The 236-nt window shown below is 52.5% G+C and carries 1 protein-coding gene and 1 pseudogene; both read left to right on the top strand.

The window, feature by feature from the left end; all coding sequences use genetic code 11:
• Positions 1–131 (top strand): HAD-IA family hydrolase (locus FDX22_RS21500; protein ID WP_146717748.1); only part of this gene is annotated, 131 nt, incomplete at its 5' end.
• Positions 128–236: pseudogene (locus FDX22_RS21495) on the top strand (DedA family protein); the annotation flags it as partial. The gene FDX22_RS21500 and the pseudogene FDX22_RS21495, both read left to right, overlap by 4 nt.

Here is a 236-nt window from a genome sequence, read left to right as displayed (position 1 = left end):
ATACTTTTTTGCTCTGTGCTGAACGTATGGGCGTTGAACCGGCGCGTTGCGTCGTGTTTGAAGATGCCGATTTTGGACTTCAGGCGGCGCGTGCCGCAGGAATGGACGCCGTGGATGTCCGGTTATTGTGAGTGATGGACTGTCGCTCCTCTCGCTGTTTGCCAGCAGCTTTCTCAGCGCCACGCTATTACCTGGAAATTCTGAAGTTGTTTTAGTTGCCTTACTGGTTTCTGGAG

Origin of the sequence: Citrobacter sp. TBCS-14 (assembly GCF_005280805.1) — a bacterium.
In the GTDB taxonomy this organism is placed as follows: Bacteria; Pseudomonadota; Gammaproteobacteria; order Enterobacterales; family Enterobacteriaceae; genus Citrobacter; species Citrobacter gillenii.
This window is presented reverse-complemented; position numbering and strand designations above follow the sequence as displayed.